Raw genomic sequence first — 14,678 nt, forward strand, 5'->3', positions numbered from 1 at the left:
GGCGCTGGTGGTTGAAACGAATCCTGTATTTGTACGCCTGCATTTGATAAATACCACCTCAGGCATCCCATTTGATTCTTGGTGTAATCAATCATGCAGCGACATTTCGACGATCTTCAGCTCGGCAGCATCGAACTGTTTTGCCTGGCCGCCGAAGCGGGCAGCTTTACCGCCGCGGCCCTGGTGGCGGGTGTGACCCCGGCCGCGGTCAGCCGCTCGGTGTCGCGGATGGAAGAACGTCTGGGTGTGCGGCTGTTCGCGCGTACCACCCGCAGCGTCAAGCTGACCGACAGTGGCCGGCGCTATTTTGAGGAGTGTCGCCTGGCCCTTGCGCAACTGGTCGAGGCTCAGCGCGAAGTCATGGGTCAACAGCAGGAACCCTCCGGCACCTTGCGTATCAGCATTCCCACCACCTATGCCCACCACCGCATCCTGCCGCTGCTGCCGGCGTTCCGGGCGCGTTTTCCCGCCGTGAAAGTCGAGGTGCACATCAGCAATCGCAACATCGATTTCGTCGGCGAAGGCTATGACATGGCCATCCGTGTGCGGGCGATTCCCGACTCCGGACTGATTGCCCGGCCACTGGAAGACGCCGCGCTGGTGATGATCGCCAGCCCTGACTATCTGAAGCGTGCCGGCATGCCACAAACCCTGGACGACCTGGCGCACCACGAATGCATCCAGTTCGAGCTACCCAGCAGCGGGCGGCGGATTGCCTGGCTGTTCAACGATAACGGCGTGCCGCTGGAGATTTTGGCCGAAGGTAATTACTGCTGTTCCGATGATGTATTGGGCGGCGTGACGCTGGCGAAACACGGCGCCGGGCTGTTTCAAACCTATCGCTTCATCGTCGAAAACGAACTGGCGGATGGCTCGCTGGTGGAAGTGCTCAAGCCCTATGGCGGGCGCTCCCGCCCCTTCACTTTGCTGTATCCGCAAAGCCGCCATGTGCCGTTGCGGCTCAGGGCGTTTATCGATTTTCTGGTTGAGCGTCTTCCGCGCTGAATGTTCGATCACCGCACAGATAATCCAGGGCCGGCGCCTCTTCAATTGACCTTATTAACCAGTTAGTACAATTTATCTCCACAGGCTGAGACCCTCGGCCAATGCCAACAATAATAAGTGGAGAGACCCGATGTCCCCTATCGTTCTGGTGCTCAACGGCCCGAACCTGAACCTGCTCGGTACCCGTGAACCGGAGACTTATGGCCACGAAACCCTGGCGGATATTTCAGCGCTGTGCGGTCGCGCCGCCGAAGAGTTCGGCCTGAAGGTGGAGTTTCGCCAGACCAACCATGAAGGCGAACTGCTCGACTGGATTCATGCCGCCCGTGGCCGCTGCGCCGGGATCGTCATCAATCCGGCTGCCTGGACCCACACCTCGGTCGCCATTCGCGATGCGCTGGTCGCCAGCGAACTGCCCGTGATCGAAGTGCACCTGTCCAACGTCCATGCCCGCGAACCCTTCCGGCATCACTCCTTTGTCTCGTCCATCGCCACGGCGGTGATGTGCGGTTTCGGCAGCCACGGCTATCGTTTGGCGCTGGAGCATTTCAGCCAACGTTTGAAAGGTTAAGCGTGATGACACAGAACACCGTGGTATTGGCCGGGCTGATCGGCGCCGGCATTCAGGCTTCCCGCACTCCGGCGCTGCACGAGCACGAAGGCGATGCGCAGGGTCTGCGCTACCTGTATCGACTGATCGATCTGGATCAGCTGAAACTCGACAGCGGCGCCCTGCCCGACCTGCTGATGGCCGCCGAGCGGATGAATTTCACCGGGCTGAACATCACCTTTCCGTGCAAGCAGACAATCATCCCGTTGCTCGACGAATTGTCTCCGGAAGCCCGCGGCATTGGCGCGGTGAACACGGTGGTGTTGAAGGACGGGAAACGCATCGGCCACAACACCGATTGCCTGGGCTTCGCCGAAGGGTTTCGTCGCGGCCTGCAGGACGTTGCCCGTGAACGAGTGGTGCAAATGGGCGCCGGTGGCGCAGGCGCAGCGGTGGCCCACGCGTTATTGAGCGAAGGCGTACAACTGCTGAGCATTTTCGATGTGGATCACAGCCGGGCTCAGTCTTTGGCGGACAACCTCAATCAGCATTTCGGTTTTGGCCGCGCCGTGGCCGGTCACGACTTGCCAGGCACGCTGGGTCAGGCTGACGGGCTGGTAAATACCACGCCCATGGGCATGAAAAAGCTGCCGGGCATGCCAGTGCCGGTAGAGCTACTTCGGCCGCAGTTGTGGGTGGCGGAGATCGTTTACTTCCCGCTGGAAACCGAACTGCTGCGCAACGCTCGCGCGCTGGGTTGCCGAACCCTGGACGGCGGCAACATGGCGGTGTTTCAGGCGGTGAAGGCGTTTGAATTATTCAGCGGCGTGGTGCCGGATGCCCAGCGGATGCTGGCGCATTTTCAAAGCATGAATGGTTGAAATGCAAAAGATCGCAGCCTCGTTTCACTCGACAGCTCCTACAGGGGTATGGGTACTTGTAGGAGCTGTCGAGTGAAACGAGGCTGCGATCTTTTAAGGGCCCTGCAAATCAGGCCTGCAGATACCGCAACACCGACTCGCAGATCATTTCCCGATGACGCTGCTTGATACTTTCGTCCGGCAAGTCGATCTGAAAGATCTCACCAAAGGTATGACGGTTCGACACGCGATAGAAGCAAAACGAACTGATCAGCAGGTGCACATCCAGCGGATCGAGGCCGGCGCGGAATACACCCTCTGCGGCCCCGCGACGCAAAATCTCGCCCAGTGAATCGAGGATGGTGTTGTTCATCGCCTTGATCGCATCGGAGCGCTTCACATACTCAGCGTTGTGAATGTTCTCGATGCAGACGATACGCACGAAATCAACGTTGCGATCATGGTGGTCGAAGGTGAATTCCACCAACCGCCGAATCGCCTCCACCGGCGCCAGCTCGGCCAGGTGCAAGCGACTTTCGGTGCTGCGGATATCTCCGTAGAGTTTTTCCAGCACCTCGACGTAGAGCTGTTCCTTACTGCCGAAGTAGTAATAGATCATGCGTTTGGAGGTGTGGATGCGCTCGGCGATCGCATCGACGCGCGCACCGGAAAGCCCCTGCTGGACGAACTCGACAATGGCCTCTTGAAGGATGTTCTCGCGGGTTTTTTCCGGGTTGTTCTTGCGACTCTTGCGAGGCTCGGCAATTGGCTTTTCGGGCGCTACGGAGAGTTTTGAAATTATTGTCATTGCGGGCTCACGGCCATCACTGCACAAGTAGGCGATTATGGGCCGCTGCGCACAGTGAAGGAAGCCACGCGGCAGCGGTTTTGTACCCGTGTTTACGATTTTCCTACAACTTTGTCTGACGTACGCCACCACTTCGGGATTTGGCCATGGCCGCCAGTCGCACGGCTACGTTGGCCGCGCCGTACCCCGCATAGCCGTTTTTGCGCTGGATGATTTCAAAGAAAAACCGCCCTTCGAACGGCTCGGTGTACACGTGAAACAGCTCGCCACCCTGGGCATCACGGTCGTAGAGCACGTTGAAATACGCCAGCTCGCTGAGGAACTCGTCGTCGAAATCGAAGCGCGCGGCGAGGTCATCGTAGTAGTTGAGCGGGATATCCAGCAGCGGCACGCCCGCCTCCTTGGCACGGCTGACTTCGGCAAAGATGTCGTCGCAATCGAAAGCGATGTGATGCACACCGGAACCGCGATAACTCGACAGTGCGTGTGAGATCGCGGTGTTGCGATTCTCGGAAATGTTCAGCGGCAGGCGGATCGAACTGCAACGGCTGCGCAAGGCACGGCTCTTCACCAGACCATACGGGTCGGGCAGCACCACTTCATCGTCGGCTTCGAAATCCAGCAGGCTTTTATAGAACAACACCCAGCTGTCGAGGCTGTCGGCGGGCAGTGCCATGGCCATGTGGTCGATGCGCTTGAGGCCACCGCTGGCCACGGCCGCCGGTTGCAGATTGAAGTCGGTGCCATAGACGTCGGCGTCCTGGTCTACCAGGTAAATCAGACTGCCGTCCGGCGCACGCACGGCGGCGAGTTCCAGCTCATTGGGGCCTACCAGCCCGCGATACGGCTGGCCTTTGTAAGCCACGGCTCGGGCCAACGCACTGGCGCTGTCCTTGACCCGCACGGCGGTGGCGCACAGCGATGGCCCATGGGCCTCGAAAAAACTGTGGGCGAAGGAATAAGGTTCGGAGTTGAGGATCAGGTTGATATCGCCCTGACGCAACAGGCTGACACTCTTGGAACGGTGTTGCCCAGCCTTGACGAAACCCAGTCGCTCCAGCCAATGGGACAACTTCGCGCCGAGGCTTTCGTCCACGGCGAACTCAAGAAACTCGATGCCGTTGTATTCGCTGGCGCCTGGGGTATCGAACAGAATGTCGCGATTGGCCACAGGCGTGGCTTCCTGCTCCAGACGCTCGCGGGTTTTCTCTTCCAGGTACAGCAACGAACGCAAGCCGTCGGCGGCGTTGGCCCGGGGTGGCGCGGCGCGGAAACCGTCGTTGAAGATCTCCAGCGACAGCGGGCCTGTATAGCCGCTCTTGATGATCGGCGCGAGGAACCCCGGCAGATCGAACTCGCCCTGGCCGGGGAAACAACGGAAATGCCGGCTCCACTCCAGCACGTCCATGGCCAGGATCGGTGCATCGGCCATTTGCACGAAGAAGATCTTGTCACCGGGAATCTCGGCGATCGCCGTCGGGTCGCCCTTGAGCGACAGCGTATGGAAACTGTCCAGCAACACGCCGAGGTTCGGATGATCGGCCTGGCGAACGATGTTCCACACCTGTTGATACGTGTTCACGTGGCGGCCCCAGGCCAGCGCTTCGTAACCGATCCGCAAACCACGAGCGCCGGCCCGTTCGGCGAGCAGGCGCAAGTCGTCGACCAGGATCTGCTCATCGCCGATGGAGTCGGCCGAGGCGTTGCTGCACACCAGCACCAGGTCGGTGCCCAGCTCTTGCATCAAATCGAACTTGCGCTCGGCCCGCTCCAGATTGCGCGGCAGGCGATCGCGGCGGCAACCTTCGAAATCCCGAAAGGGTTGGAACAGTGTGATCGCAATCCCGAGATCAGCGCACATCTGCCTGATTTCCCGAGGGCTGCCGTCGTAGTAGAGAAGGTCGTTCTCGAAAATTTCCACCCCGTCAAAACCGGCGGCGGCGATGGCTTCTAGTTTTTCCGGCAGGGTACCGCTCAAGGAAACGGTGGCAATGGAACGCTGCATGTGTCGACTCCCGGTGGTGGGGACATTCTTGTTGGGCAAATTATTGGCTTGACGAATCCGCACAGCAATTCAAAGTGTACTACCCGGTTAGTTTTGCGGGCGATTATCGAACACAATGGCGGTTGGCGAATTGACGATTTTTCGTCCACTGCGCACCATCGACACCACATTGAGTCCGGTCACGACCCCATGGACTCGGTTACCAAAGACCCTGAACACCACATAAAAATTTCAAAAAACGGGTACACGCTCATGCGCTCATTCAACGCCTTGTTTGCTTGCTCCACCGATCTCACGCCAGACCTGGTGTCCATCCGAACCTTGCGCCCACTCGGCCGAACTGCGCCGCTCGCTGAATAAAACGTTGTCGTCGCCTGACGAAAACACCTCAGCCGATCAATCTCACCCGCGCCCGTCGCCATCGATTGATCACGCGCCCTTGAAGTCCCGACAAGCCTCGCTTGTCAGTCATTGAACGGATGGCACACACATGTTTCCTTCTCAAAGCTCTCGCGTGGCTTCGGCCCAAAGCGTCGCCACTGGCGGCATCGGCGACAAAATCCGCGGCGCCATGGCCGTCGGCAAAACCCGCTGGGGAATGCTGGCGCTGGTATTTTTCGCCACCACCCTGAACTACATCGACCGCGCCGCCCTGGGCGTCATGCAGCCGATCCTGGCCAAGGAACTGAGCTGGACGGCGATGGACTACGCCAACATCAACTTCTGGTTCCAGGTCGGCTACGCCGTCGGTTTCGTGCTGCAAGGCCGGTTGATCGACCGGGTCGGCGTGAAGCGCGTGTTCTTCTTCGCGGTACTGCTCTGGAGCCTGGCCACCGGCGCTCATGGCCTGGCCACTTCGGCGGCGGGTTTCATGGTCTGCCGGTTCATTCTCGGTCTGACCGAAGCCGCCAACTATCCGGCCTGCGTAAAAACCACACGGTTGTGGTTCCCGGCTGGCGAGCGCGCCGTGGCCACCGGTATTTTCAACGCCGGGACCAACGTCGGTGCGATGTTCACACCGATGCTGCTGCCACTGATTCTTCACGCTTGGGGCTGGCAAGCCGCGTTCCTGTGCATGGCGGCGCTGGGCGGCATCTGGTTGCTGTTCTGGGGCCTGAAGTACTTCAACCCGGAAGATCACCCGAGCGTTAAACAATCGGAACTGGACTACATCCAGAAGGAAGTCGAACCAGAACAATCCCGCGTACCGTTCTCGCGAATCCTGCGCATGCGTGGCACCTGGGCCTTCGCCCTCGCCTACTCGATCACCGCGCCGGTGTTCTGGTTCTACCTGTACTGGCTGCCGCCGTTCCTCAATCAGCAATACAACCTGGGGATCAACGTGACCCAGATGGGTATTCCGCTGATCATCATCTACCTCACGGCTGACTTCGGCAGCGTCGGCGGCGGGATCCTGTCTTCGTTCCTGATCGGTCGCGGGATCAACCCGATCAAGGCCCGACTGATGTCCATGTTCCTGTTCGCCTGCTGCATCATCGGCGTGGTCATGGCCGCCGGTTCGAGCAGCCTGTGGCTCGCAGTCTTCGCCATCTCCCTAGCCATTGGCGCGCACCAGGCCTGGACCGCGAACATCTGGAGCCTGGTGATGGACTACACGCCTAAACACATGATGAGTACGGTGTTCGGCTTCGGTGGCATGTGCGCGGCGATCGGCGGGATGTTCATGACCCAGTTGGTCGGCCACATTCTGACCATCACCAACAACAACTACACCGTGTTGTTCACCATCATTCCGGCGATGTACTTCATCGCGCTGACCTGGATGTACTTCATGGCACCGCGCAAGATTCCGACCGTAAAAGATTGATACACCACAAACGCAGGCCTGATCCCGGGCCTGCGTTTTTTTATGGCCGCGATTTATCCATTTCACCCTTTTTTTCTCACAGCCACAGAGGCACACCATGTCGCCAGGTAACTTGAGCATCGCCAAACGTGCCGTGATCAGCTTCGGCGTCATCGCCCTGCTGGTCCTGTTGCAGGGGCTGTTCGCCCTTAAACAGGTCGCGCAGGTTCGCGCCACCGGCCAGCACACTGAAAACGTCTCCCTGCCCAGCATTCGCCACCTGGGTGAAATCCGCGACTACATCCTGAGTATTCGCGTGCTCAGCCTGCGCATGGCGCTCAACCGCGATCCAAAGGTGCTCGATGCCACCGTCACACGCCTGCACCAAGTGCAGGGTTGGCTTGCAGAGACGCTGGAAAAATTCACTCCGCTGGTCGGTGATTACAACCGGGGGCCGTACGAAAAGTTCGTCGCCACCGTCACCAGCTACCGCCAGGCGCTGGCGCAATACGAAGCGCTGTCGCGGGAGAACCGCAGCGAAGAAATGACCGCGTTGCTCAATGGAAAAATCCAGGACTACTCGACCCAGACCGGTGACCAGTTCGCCGAATTGATGGCGCTTTCCGCCAACGAAGTCAGCCTGTCAGCCAACCAGGCTGACTCGCTCTACAACCAGGTAAAAATCACCGTGATCGGTGCGCTGATAGCGGTCGCACTCCTGACCCTGTGCCTGGCCTGGCTGTTGATTCGCAGCATCGTCCTGCCGATCCGTCAGGCGGTCGACGTGGCCGAGCAAGTGGCCGCCGGTGACCTGAGTCAACCGATCCGCAGCCACGGCGCCGATGAAACCGCACGCTTGCTTAAGGCACTGTCGGCCATGCAGACCAGCCTGCGGGAAACCCTGCAACTGATCAGCGGCACGTCGACCCAACTGGCGGCCGCCGCCCAGCAGATGAATCAGAGCACTCAGCAGGATTCCAGTCGGCTGCAACAGCAGCACAATGAAATCGAACAGGCCGCCACGGCCGTCAACGAAATGACCGTCGCGGTGGAAGAAGTGGCACGCAACGCGGTGTCGACTTCCGACAGCACCAGACAGTCCACACAGCAAGCCAATCAGGGCCAGGCCCGGGTGATTGAAACCCTGGATTCGATTCAGGCGATGAGCGGCAATGCGGGCATCGCGCTGCAACAGGTTCAGACCCTGGCCGAGCAGTCCCGGGAAATCGGCAAGGTGCTGGACGTGATCCGCGCCATCGCCGAACAGACCAACCTGCTCGCGCTCAATGCCGCCATCGAGGCTGCGCGAGCCGGTGAAGCCGGACGTGGCTTCGCGGTGGTGGCCGATGAAGTTCGGGCGCTGGCGCATCGCACTCAGCAATCAACCCGGGAGATCGAACAGATCATTGGCCGGGTTCAGGGCGATACCAACGGTGTGGTGATGTCGATGCACGACAACAGTCAGCGTGTCGCCGAAACCTTGTCGATTGCTGAACAGGCCGGACTGGCACTGGCAGAAATCACCCGGGCGATGGAGCAGATCCATGAACGTAACCTGGTGATCGCCAGCGCCTCGGAAGAACAGGCGCAGGTGGCCCGTGAGGTGGATCGTAATCTGCTGAACATCCGCGACCTGTCGCTGGAAAGCGCCGACGCCGCGACCCGGACCAGCGCCACCAGCCAGGAGTTGTCGCGACTGGCGGCAGGCCTGCAAAACCTGGTGGTGCGTTTCAAATTTTGACCGGGTTCAGCGGCGGCTTTGTTGCCACGCCGCCGCCAACCCGCTGCAGCAAATCACCGCGATCCCGACCACCGTGGTCAGGGTCGGCGTGTGAGAAAACAGCAACCAGCCGAGCAAACCGGCAAAGACAATCTGGCAATAGCCGAACGGTGCCAGCAGCGCGGGGGCGGCATGGCGGAACGCCTGGGTCAGAAACAGGTGCGCCGTCATCCCGCAGGCGCCCAGTGCAACCATCATCAATCCATGCCCAAGGCTTGGCACTTTCCAGAAAAACGGCACCAATGCGCTCATCACCAGGGTGTTGCACAGGCCGGCGAAGAAGTTACTGGTGGTCGGGCTGTCGACTTCACTGAGCTTGCGGGTGAGCAATTGATAGAAGCAGAAAAACAGTGCCGAGCAGAGCGGCAGCAAGACTGCTGGCGTGAACAGATCACCGCCGGGATGGACGATGATCAATACGCCGACAAATCCGCAAATCACTGCGATCCATTGGCCACGAGTGACCCGCTCACGCAGCAGTGGCACCGACAGCGCGGTGACCAGAACCGGAGCGAGAAAGTTGACCGCCGTGGCTTCGGCCAACGGGATGTACTGCAAACCAGTGGTGAAAAACAAACTGGTGCCCAACAGGCACAACGCCCTGAATAGCTGCAGCAACGGCCGTTTGGTGCGCAGGACTCGCAACCCCGATTGCGGCAGGAAAATCCCGGCCATCAGCAAAGTGTGAACCACATAACGGGCCCAGACCACCATGACGATCGGATAAAACCCCGATAGATATTTCGACAAGGCGTCGTGACTGGAAAACAGAAAGGTCGCGACAACGATCAGCAGAATCCCTTTGAAGGGTTGGTTTACACCAGAGAGCGGGGTGCTGATGGTCATGCAAGGCCTCTGTAATCAAATCAGAATGTGGCGAGGGAGCTTGCTCCCGCTGGACTGCGCAGCAGTCCCCAAATCAGCAAAGGTGTTCCGTCACTGCATATAACAGGTCGTTGACGACCGCTTCGCTGCCGAACGGGACGGTGCGGCGGTCCGACAAGCTCCCTTGCCACAGGTTCAAAGGCGCGCCAACAATTCCCGAGTCTTATCCAACGCCATCTGCGCCCGCTGCAACCCGCTCACGCCCTGCTCCAGCAACTTCACGGTGGGAATCTCCAGGCTTAACGGGATATCGGCCGGCAAACACTGCAACAACCCCGCCAGATCACAATCACCATCGCCCGGAAAACGCCGCTCGTTACGCGCCTGACGCAAAATCTCCGCCATGTCCGTTGGCCGTGGCCCCGCGACATCGCATAACTGCGTGTACCGTAACCGTGACGGGGCAACTTTGGCCAGATCTTCCAACCGCGAACCCGATCGGTCGAAATGGAACGCGTCCACCAACACCGCGCCGTTTTCACGGTCAGCGTTTTCGACGACGCGCACCGCTTGTTCGAGATTGCGTGCATCGGTCCATGGCATGAACTCCAGATGCGGATGCAGCCCGTAAGGTGCCGCCAGATCACACAGCCGGGCGAAGTTCTCGGTGAGTCGTTGTTCGTCGGGATCGTTACCGGCCACCAGCAATTCACTGGCACCCAATTGCGCCCCGACCGCCAGAATCTTCTCGAAGTCGGCGACGACGGTTTGCGGTTTAAGACGCAGGATTTCAACATCCAGCACACGAATGCCGGTGTCGTGCAGCCGCGCCAGCGTCTCACGCCGTAAACCGACATCGGCTACCAGCGCAAAGTGATGTTCTTCGGCTGTCGCCGGTTCAAGGCGTAGTCCGACATGGCTGTATCCTGCCCGTGCTGCGACTTCGACCATCTCCGGCGGAGACAACTCCAGCACCGTCAGGCTGGCCAGGGAAAAGATTCGCTCACTCATGCTCATCCCTCGATTGACATCGGGGTGCAGGCACGACCGGTTTCGGCGGCCTCGCGAATCGCCTCAACCAGCGCCAGGGTGCGCGCAGCATCGGCCGCGCTCACCAAGGGTTCGACTTCCCGACGCGCCACGCGCACGAAGTGCTGCAACTGCAAACGCAATGCTTCATCGACGCTGAAGCGTTCCTGTTCCGCCAGCAACGGTTGATGCCATCCGCCATCGACGTCGGCGTAGTGCCAGCGCTTGAGCTGCGGAATGCTCAATGCACCGCCCGTCCCGGCCAGCAAGTAACAGGGCTGATCGGCCTGGCGCGGATAGGCCGGATTCTCCCCGGAACCCAGCTCCCAACTCCAGGGCGCCGCCACCGCGTCGGAACCGGTCAGGCTGCCCAGCGCACCGTTGTCGAACTGCAGCAACACCGCCGCGCAATCTTCGTTGGCAAACCCGCGCACCGCATTGCTGGTGATTGCCTGCACCTGGCGCACTTCGCCGCACAGATGCCGCAGCAGGTCGAGGTCGTGAATCAGGTTGGTCAACAACATCCCCGCACCGGGCTCGCGGCGCCACGACGTTTCGAAATAGCTGTCGGGTTTGCGCAACTGCCAGAGCGCCGTCACCGTCGTCAGCTGCCCCAAAGCGCCACCCTGCACCAGTTCATGGGCGCGGACGATCAACGGATTATGCCGGCGATGGTGGCCGACCAGCACGGGAACTCCGGTGGCTTTTGACGCGGCCACCAGTTCGCGCGCTTCATCCAGGTGCACACCCACCGGTTTTTCCAGTAGCACCGGCACGCCGGCGGCGAGGCAATCGAGCGCCGTGCTGACGTGGAGCGTGTTCGGGTTGGCGACGATCACCGCGTCTGGCTTCGCCTGCTCCAGCATCTGACGGTGATCCGCGAAATACCCCACGCCCCATTCGCCCGCGAGGCCTGCCGCTTGTGGCCCGGGATCGGCTACCGCACACAACGTCGCTTGCGTCAGGGTTTGCAGATGCCGGTAATGCTGCTGGCCCATGTTGCCGGCACCGATCAGGGCGATGCGAAGGGGCGAAGTCATGCTGCGGTCCTCTTGTGATTATTGTCGGAGGGATGAATTCCAATAATTTAGAACCTGGTTCCAGATTCTTACAGGAGTAACGGCAACTTGTGTTCGAACAACGCACAGATTCGCATAGCCCACATATGGGTTTGTGCGGGCAGAATTAGACGAACAACTCCGAAGCCAGGCTTGCGGCAGACAGCTCCTCAGTGAACTTCAACAACAGCGGCGCCAGTTCATGCAACCGTGCCCCCGGCATCCGCGCGCTTGGCCCGGCAATGCTCAGCACACCGATCACTCGACCGTCGCCTGGGTGGCGCACCACCGCCGCAATCGCCGAGGTGCCCACTGCCGAACTCTCTTCGACCCAGGCGTAGCCCTGCTCTCGCGCCAGACGCAGGCGCTCCAGTAACTCAATGTTGGAACGCGGCGCGTTCGGCCCCAGGTCTTTCGGCCGTTCGCTCCCCTGACGCTCCACCAGCGACAACGCTTCGGCATCGCTCATGCACGCCAGCCATGCATGGCCCGACGCGGTGTAGAACAAGGGCGCATCACGGCCCATGTCCGGGTCGTAGCGCAGGCCCGAGCGGGCACCCTGAGACTTGGCGATCCAGACCTGGCGCTCGCCTTCAATAACGCCAAGGCGCACCAGCTCGCCGGTTTCCTCGGCCAGGCGATCGAGCACCGGTTGCACGATATCGGCGCCGCTGCTCGACAGGTAACGGAAACCCATCGCCACCAGTTTGGTTGACAGGTGATAGCGCAGGTTCTCCGGATTCTGTCGCACGTAACCCAGCCGAATCAGCTCGGTGAGCAGACGGTGGGTCGCGCTTTTGGGGATGTCCAGTTGCTCCGCCAACGTCTGCATCGGCAGGCCGCGAGGGTCACTGGTGAGGCTTTCCAGCACGCTGAAAACACGTTCGATCTGACTGCCGGCCATGGGGGGTTCCACTCGAAATTTTGCCGATTCTAAAAGACAAACCACGTAATGCGAAATCTGGAACCCGCTGTCCGATAACCGCCCTCTTTACGCAGTGAATGGTTGCCGGGATCAATCAAGCCTTTATATTTTCTGGAATCAAATTCCAAAAATAACCTGGAGCTTTTAAACGATGCCTGCCGACTCTCCCCTCCTTGCGGACATCGAATGCGATGTGCTGATCGTCGGCTCCGGTGCGGCCGGATTGTCCGCAGCTGTAACCGCAGCCTGGCATGGCTTGAAAGTGATCGTGGTCGAGAAAGACCCGGTGTTCGGCGGCGCCACGGCGTGGTCCGGCGGATGGGCCTGGGTGCCGTGCAATCCTCTGGCGCGTCGTGCCGGCATCGTTGAAGACGTCGAGCAACCGCGCACTTACCTGAAGCACGAATTGGGTGAGCGTTACGATCCGGCGATGATCGACGCGTTCCTTGAGGCTGGCCCGCGAATGGTCGCGTTCTTCGAGCAACACACTGCCCTGCAATTCGCCGATGGCAACGCCATCGCCGACATTCATGGCGACACGCCGGGCGCCGGCACCGGCGGACGGTCGGTGATCGCTGCGCCTTATGACGGACGAAAAGTCGGCAAGCTACTGAAGCGCCTTCGCAAAACCATGCGGGAAACTTCGTTCATGGGCATGCCGATCATGGCGGGGGCGGACCTGAGCGCATTTCTCAACCTGACGCGCTCTTTGCCCGCGGCATGGCACGTGACCCGGCGCTTCACCCGGCACTTGTTCGACCTCGTTGTTCATGGTCGGGCGATGCAACTGGTCAACGGCGTGGCGCTGGTTGCGCGGTTGGCAAAGTCCGCCGAAGACCTGGGCGTCTTGCTCTGGGAATCGGCACCGGTGACCGAGTTGCTTCGCGAAGGCGATCAGGTGCAAGGCGCGATCGTCAGTACCGCCAAAGGCAATATCCGCATCCATGCACGCAAGGCCGTGGTGCTCGCGACCGGAGGTTTCGCCAATGATATCGAGCGACGCAAGGCATTGTTCCCCCGCACACCAACCGGCAACGAACACCTGGCGCTGCCGCCTCTCGGCGTCGCCGGTGATGGTTTGCGATTGGGCGAAAGCGCCGGTGCGCGGGTCAACACCGACATGGCATCGCCCGTGGCCTGGGCGCCGGTTTCGCAAGTGCCGCACAGTGACGGCAGCATCGGCCACTTCCCGCACATCATCGAACGCGGCAAACCGGGGATCATCGGTGTGCTGAGCAACGGCCGGCGCTTCGTCAACGAAGCCGACGGCTACTACGACTACGTGACGGCCATGGTCGCCGCCGCACCGCTGGGCGAAGAAGTCGCCTCCTGGCTGATCTGCACTCATGGTTTTCAACGGCGTTATGGCCTGGGAATTTCTCGGCCGTTTCCGGTGCCGCTGTCATCCTTTATCCGCAGCGGTTATCTGAAAACCGGCAACACTGTCGAGGAATTGGCCCTGGCCTGCGGCATCGACCCAAACGGATTGCGCAGCACGGTGGATGAATACAACCGGTGTGCGCGCAACGGCGAAGATCCGTTGTTCGGTCGTGGCTCGACGCCCTACAACCGCAAACAGGGCGATGCGTTGCAGCAACCCAACCCGTGCGTCGCGCCGATTGAACAAGGCCCGTTCTACGCCGTGAAGGTCCAGCCTGGCTGCTTTGGCACCTTCGCCGGGCTCAAGGTCAATGAACATGCCCAGGTTCTTGGCGAGTCGGGGCAGGCCATCGCCGGGTTGTATGCAGCGGGCGGCGACATGGCCAGCATCATGGGCGGGCACTATCCCGCCGGCGGTATCAATCTCGGCCCGGCGCTGACCTTCGGCTACATCGCTGCCCGGCATATCGCCGATATAGAGTGAGTTTGATCAGTGATTCTCGAGACAAGCATTCGCCCACTCGGTAAAAACCTGTCGCCCTGAAGGAATTCGCTGGGCTATCCGTGTTCAATACAAGTCTGAAATGTTCCGTGCGCAGTAAAAGACAGACGACCGGACTGGCGCCGCTCTCTCTGACCAGCAACA

General features: G+C 60.3%; 12 protein-coding genes. 6 read left to right on the top strand and 6 right to left on the bottom strand.

Features of this window, described 5'->3' with window-relative positions; genetic code table 11:
• Positions 1-93 precede the first annotated feature (93 nt).
• The 3 genes from AC07V0_RS14885 (at position 94) to AC07V0_RS14895 (ending at position 2,436) form a co-directional block, all read left to right on the top strand.
• Positions 94-1,005 carry a LysR family transcriptional regulator gene (locus AC07V0_RS14885; protein ID WP_018925805.1) on the top strand — a complete coding sequence of 304 codons (912 nt, stop codon included), beginning with the start codon at positions 94-96 and terminating at the stop codon, positions 1,003-1,005.
• Positions 1,006-1,135: 130 nt separating this feature from the next.
• Positions 1,136-1,576, top strand: a complete 441-nt coding sequence (gene aroQ / locus AC07V0_RS14890) for a type II 3-dehydroquinate dehydratase (protein ID WP_086945920.1) — start codon at positions 1,136-1,138, stop codon at positions 1,574-1,576.
• Positions 1,577-1,581: 5 nt separating this feature from the next.
• Entirely contained in the window at positions 1,582-2,436 is an 855-nt protein-coding gene (locus tag AC07V0_RS14895; RefSeq protein WP_019581304.1) for a shikimate dehydrogenase, read from the top strand.
• Between the two features lie 109 nt (positions 2,437-2,545).
• Here AC07V0_RS14895 and AC07V0_RS14900 read toward each other — a convergent pair whose 3' ends face one another.
• Both AC07V0_RS14900 and quiC read right to left on the bottom strand, forming a co-directional pair.
• Complete coding sequence (locus AC07V0_RS14900) at positions 2,546-3,223, bottom strand: TetR/AcrR family transcriptional regulator (RefSeq protein WP_018925803.1); 678 nt, start codon at positions 3,221-3,223, stop codon at positions 2,546-2,548.
• 103 nt (positions 3,224-3,326) lie between these two features.
• A complete protein-coding gene (gene quiC / locus AC07V0_RS14905) occupies positions 3,327-5,228 on the bottom strand; it encodes a 3-dehydroshikimate dehydratase QuiC (RefSeq protein WP_064620527.1) in 1,902 nt (633 codons plus the stop codon).
• A 490-nt stretch (positions 5,229-5,718) separates the two neighbouring features.
• Here quiC and AC07V0_RS14910 point away from each other — a divergent pair, with 490 nt between their 5' ends.
• Positions 5,719-7,056 carry an MFS transporter gene (locus AC07V0_RS14910; protein WP_018925801.1) on the top strand — a complete coding sequence of 446 codons (1,338 nt, stop codon included), beginning with the start codon at positions 5,719-5,721 and terminating at the stop codon, positions 7,054-7,056.
• A 97-nt stretch (positions 7,057-7,153) separates the two neighbouring features.
• Positions 7,154-8,776 (top strand): methyl-accepting chemotaxis protein, encoded by a 1,623-nt coding sequence (locus tag AC07V0_RS14915; protein ID WP_086945921.1) that lies wholly within the window; start codon positions 7,154-7,156, stop codon positions 8,774-8,776.
• 6 nt (positions 8,777-8,782) lie between these two features.
• Here the strand turns inward: AC07V0_RS14915 and AC07V0_RS14920 are convergent, their stop codons facing one another.
• From AC07V0_RS14920 to AC07V0_RS14935, 4 genes are all read right to left on the bottom strand, one after another.
• Positions 8,783-9,661, bottom strand: a complete 879-nt coding sequence (locus AC07V0_RS14920) for a DMT family transporter (RefSeq protein ID WP_018925799.1) — start codon at positions 9,659-9,661, stop codon at positions 8,783-8,785.
• Positions 9,662-9,835: 174 nt separating this feature from the next.
• Complete coding sequence (locus AC07V0_RS14925) at positions 9,836-10,651, bottom strand: sugar phosphate isomerase/epimerase family protein (protein WP_064620536.1); 816 nt, start codon at positions 10,649-10,651, stop codon at positions 9,836-9,838.
• 2 nt (positions 10,652-10,653) lie between these two features.
• On the bottom strand, positions 10,654-11,709 hold the full coding sequence (locus AC07V0_RS14930; RefSeq protein ID WP_064620539.1) for a Gfo/Idh/MocA family protein: 1,056 nt from the start codon (positions 11,707-11,709) through the stop codon (positions 10,654-10,656).
• Positions 11,710-11,854: 145 nt separating this feature from the next.
• Positions 11,855-12,631 (bottom strand): IclR family transcriptional regulator, encoded by a 777-nt coding sequence (locus tag AC07V0_RS14935; protein ID WP_018925796.1) that lies wholly within the window; start codon positions 12,629-12,631, stop codon positions 11,855-11,857.
• A 172-nt stretch (positions 12,632-12,803) separates the two neighbouring features.
• Here AC07V0_RS14935 and AC07V0_RS14940 point away from each other — a divergent pair, with 172 nt between their 5' ends.
• On the top strand, positions 12,804-14,516 hold the full coding sequence (locus AC07V0_RS14940) for an FAD-dependent oxidoreductase (protein ID WP_086945922.1): 1,713 nt from the start codon (positions 12,804-12,806) through the stop codon (positions 14,514-14,516).
• Positions 14,517-14,678: the final 162 nt, after the last annotated feature.

The sequence above is a fragment of the Pseudomonas sp. GW821-FHT01E10 genome, assembly GCF_059422365.1.

Coding starts and splice junctions, on each gene's coding strand:
- AC07V0_RS14915 (WP_086945921.1), top strand. CDS start 7,154: ATGTCGCCAGGTAACTTGAGCATCGCCAAACGTGCCGTGATCAGCTTC.
- AC07V0_RS14925 (WP_064620536.1), bottom strand. CDS start 10,651: ATGAGTGAGCGAATCTTTTCCCTGGCCAGCCTGACGGTGCTGGAGTTG.
- AC07V0_RS14895 (WP_019581304.1), top strand. CDS start 1,582: ATGACACAGAACACCGTGGTATTGGCCGGGCTGATCGGCGCCGGCATT.
- aroQ (WP_086945920.1), top strand. CDS start 1,136: ATGTCCCCTATCGTTCTGGTGCTCAACGGCCCGAACCTGAACCTGCTC.
- AC07V0_RS14940 (WP_086945922.1), top strand. CDS start 12,804: ATGCCTGCCGACTCTCCCCTCCTTGCGGACATCGAATGCGATGTGCTG.
- AC07V0_RS14920 (WP_018925799.1), bottom strand. CDS start 9,661: ATGACCATCAGCACCCCGCTCTCTGGTGTAAACCAACCCTTCAAAGGG.
- quiC (WP_064620527.1), bottom strand. CDS start 5,228: ATGCAGCGTTCCATTGCCACCGTTTCCTTGAGCGGTACCCTGCCGGAA.
- AC07V0_RS14935 (WP_018925796.1), bottom strand. CDS start 12,631: ATGGCCGGCAGTCAGATCGAACGTGTTTTCAGCGTGCTGGAAAGCCTC.
- AC07V0_RS14900 (WP_018925803.1), bottom strand. CDS start 3,223: ATGACAATAATTTCAAAACTCTCCGTAGCGCCCGAAAAGCCAATTGCC.
- AC07V0_RS14910 (WP_018925801.1), top strand. CDS start 5,719: ATGTTTCCTTCTCAAAGCTCTCGCGTGGCTTCGGCCCAAAGCGTCGCC.
- AC07V0_RS14885 (WP_018925805.1), top strand. CDS start 94: ATGCAGCGACATTTCGACGATCTTCAGCTCGGCAGCATCGAACTGTTT.
- AC07V0_RS14930 (WP_064620539.1), bottom strand. CDS start 11,709: ATGACTTCGCCCCTTCGCATCGCCCTGATCGGTGCCGGCAACATGGGC.